This window comes from Streptomyces sp. E11-3 (assembly GCF_046540415.1).
Classification (GTDB): Bacteria; Actinomycetota; Actinomycetes; order Streptomycetales; family Streptomycetaceae; genus Streptomyces.
Map to the genome: position 1 here is coordinate 1 of NZ_JAZGRL010000057.1, position 3,095 is coordinate 3,095.

Genomic DNA, 3,095 nt, shown 5'->3' on the forward strand with positions numbered 1-3,095 from the left:
CCTCGAAAGCGAGTGTGGCGCAAGTCACCGTGGGTTCAAATCCCACCGCTACCGCTTCTGGAAGGGCCCCGGCAGTGCCGGGGCCCTTCCGCTGTTCCCGGGAACAGCGGAGCTCCCGGCTGGTCCACTGCCGTAAGCGCACCGCCGTACGCACACGAGAGCCCCGACGCCGAGGGGTCGGCACCGGGACTCTCGCTCCCAAGGAGGACGAGGGAAGGGGCATCGGGGGAACACGTCCCTTCCCGGTCCATCACCCCGCGCATTCCTGCCAGATCCGCTGGGCTCGCCTTCCATGCTGCCGCCCGGCCGGGCGGCGGACACTCGGGCAAAGGGCCCCACCGTGTGGGCCTTTGGTCCTTAAAGGCCGCGTGAGGCCACCGGTATACACTCACCCGACTGCACGTATGGTCAGACCGGCGGGGAGAGGGCACCGAGACAGTGGACGTGAAGAAGGTCGTGGTCTACATACTCGTGGTCTTCGTGCTGTACACGATCATCACCTCGCCGACGGAGGCCGCCGACCTGGTGGAGGTCGGCTTCAAGGGCGTCTCGGACGCCGCCCAGGGCGTCGGCGAGTTCATGACCGAACTCGTCAGGTAGGTCAGAGGCCAGGCAGGTCAGGTAGCCGACGTACAGAGCCCCTCGGCGCGCCGCCGCGACGCGCTTCTTCAGCACGCCCCTTCCGCGCCCCCTCACTGCTCAAGTGGGGGGCTTTTTTGGGTTTATGACCCAACTTGCCTTCAACACGGCGTTATCTGGTGCTTGCACACAGTGCACATGTCTTGTGATGCTATGACCGCTTTTGATGGATGAGTTGAACGGTTCTTTTCGAAAAGGGGTGGCTTTGACCGTGCCGGCCAGTACTGCACCTCAAGTGCCGCCTGTGTCTCCCATGACCCCGGCACCCGCGGTGTCCCCGGCCAAGCAGCGCGGCGTCGACGCCAGGGCCCTGACCCAGGTGCTGTTCAGCCAGCTCAAGGGGCTTGAACCGGGCACGCCCGAGCACAACCGGGTGCGCGGGGCGCTGATCGAGGCCAATCTGCCGCTGGTGCGGTACGCGGCGTCCCGCTTCCGGAGCCGCAACGAGCCGATGGAGGACGTGGTCCAGGTCGGCACCATCGGCCTGATCAACGCCATCGACCGGTTCGACCCGGAGCGCGGCGTGCAGTTCCCGACCTTCGCGATGCCGACCGTCGTGGGCGAGATCAAGCGGTACTTCCGCGACAACGTCCGTACGGTCCACGTGCCCCGGCGGCTGCACGAGCTCTGGGTGCAGGTGACCGGCGCGACCGAGGACCTCACCACCGCCTACGGCCGCCAGCCCACCACCGCCGAGATCGCCGAGCGGCTGCGCATCACCGAGGAAGAGGTGCTGGCCTGCATCGAGGCCGGACGCTCGTACCACGCCACCTCGCTCGAAGCGGCCCAGGAGGGCGACGGCCTGCCCGGCCTCCTCGACCGGCTCGGCTACGAGGATCCGGCGCTGGACGGCGTGGAGCACCGCGACCTCGTACGGCATCTGCTGGTCCAACTGCCCGAGCGCGAGCAGCGCATCCTCCTCCTGCGCTACTACAACAACCTGACGCAGTCGCAGATCAGCGCGGAACTGGGTGTATCGCAGATGCATGTGTCGCGGTTGCTGGCCAGAAGCTTCGCGCGGCTGCGGTCCGCAAATCGGATCGAGGCGTAACCGTATCGGGTGAAGTGCGATTCTGGCGCTTGCCTCGCAAAAATCCCCCAGACCCCCCCTTTCCTGCGCAGACTCACCCCCGACATGTCGACAAGTCACTACAGCGTGTTGCCGACATGTGACATTCTGCTGGAACGGCGTTTGGCGCGGCCCCACGACCGGTATTCAGGTGGAGGCTGCGTTCCTCCGACGGGAGCGCCCGCCGCGACCGTCCGCGACCTCAAGGGGGTGGCATGTCCGCAGAACAGGGCAGCTCGAAGGTGCTCACGCTGACAAAGCGCGCACCAGACATTGAGCGGAACCGCTCGGAAGCCATCGACACCCGCACCTTGTCCCGCTCTCTGTTCCTGCGGCTCGCCGCGCTGGACGAGGACAGCCCGGAGCGCGCCTACGTACGGGACACGCTCATCGAGCTCAACCTCCCGCTCGTGCGGTACGCCGCGGCCCGCTTCCGCAGCCGGAACGAGCCGATGGAGGACATCGTCCAGGTCGGCACGATCGGCCTGATCAAGGCGATCGACCGGTTCGACTGCGAACGGGGCGTGGAGTTCCCGACGTTCGCGATGCCGACCGTCGTCGGGGAGATCAAGCGCTTCTTCCGGGACACCTCGTGGTCCGTACGGGTGCCGCGGCGTCTGCAGGAGCTGCGGCTCGCGCTGACGAAGGCCAGCGACGAGCTCGCCCAGAAGCTCGACCGCTCGCCGACCGTCCCCGAACTCGCCGCCGTGCTGGGCGTGTCCGAGGAGGACGTGGTCGACGGCCTCGCGGTCGGCAACGCCTACACCGCCTCCTCGCTGGACTCGCCCGCGCTTGAGGACGACGGCGGCGAGGGCTCGCTCGCCGACCGCCTCGGATACGAGGACACCGCGCTGGAGGGCGTGGAGTACCGCGAGTCGCTGAAGCCGCTGCTGGCCAAACTGCCGCCGCGCGAACGCCAGATCATCATGCTCCGCTTCTTCGCCAACATGACCCAGTCGCAGATCGGCGAGGAGGTCGGCATCTCGCAGATGCACGTCTCGCGCCTGCTGACCAGGACGCTGGCGCAGCTGAGGCAGGGCCTGATCGCGGACTGACCGCCTACGGCCCACCAGACTCTGCTGACAGGGTTCCTAATTGACGGTCCGTCAGCCACACTGCAGTGATGGGTGGGACGGGAAGAGCTCTGACACGTGGCCGCCGAGGCACCGTAGCGGGTGCATCGGCGGCCGTGCTGTGCCTGGCCGGCCTGCTGGCCGCCTGCGCGGGCGGCTCAACCGGCTCGAGCGACGACGGCTATGTGGCGGTCGGCGCGGGCTCCGCCGAGCGGGTACCGGGGGACGCGGTGGCGCCTACGGGTGACGTGGTGCTGGTGCCACTGGGCGGCGAGGGGGCCAAAGGCGCGAAGAAGGGTTCCAAGGGCGGGGGC

At 67.9% G+C, this 3,095-nt stretch carries 3 protein-coding genes and 1 pseudogene; all 4 read left to right on the forward strand.

What is annotated here, in order from left to right; translation table 11 throughout:
• Window positions 1–438 precede the first annotated feature (438 nt).
• The gene (locus U9R90_RS34850; RefSeq protein ID WP_411061389.1) at window positions 439–600 is read left to right on the forward strand and encodes a hypothetical protein; all 162 of its coding nucleotides are present in this window, start codon (window positions 439–441) and stop codon (window positions 598–600) included.
• Window positions 601–850: 250 nt separating this feature from the next.
• A complete protein-coding gene (locus tag U9R90_RS34855) occupies window positions 851–1,690 on the forward strand; it encodes an RNA polymerase sigma factor SigF (RefSeq protein ID WP_411061391.1) in 840 nt (279 codons plus the stop codon).
• Between the two features lie 233 nt (window positions 1,691–1,923).
• On the forward strand, window positions 1,924–2,763 hold the full coding sequence (locus U9R90_RS34860) for an RNA polymerase sigma factor SigF (protein WP_411061393.1): 840 nt from the start codon (window positions 1,924–1,926) through the stop codon (window positions 2,761–2,763).
• 134 nt (window positions 2,764–2,897) lie between these two features.
• Window positions 2,898–3,095: pseudogene (locus U9R90_RS34865) on the forward strand (hypothetical protein); the annotation flags it as partial.

What these genes read in the sequence shown, in the direction of transcription:
- U9R90_RS34860 (WP_411061393.1), top strand. Translation starts at nt 1,924, where the DNA reads ATGTCCGCAGAACAGGGCAGCTCGAAGGTGCTCACGCTGACAAAGCGC.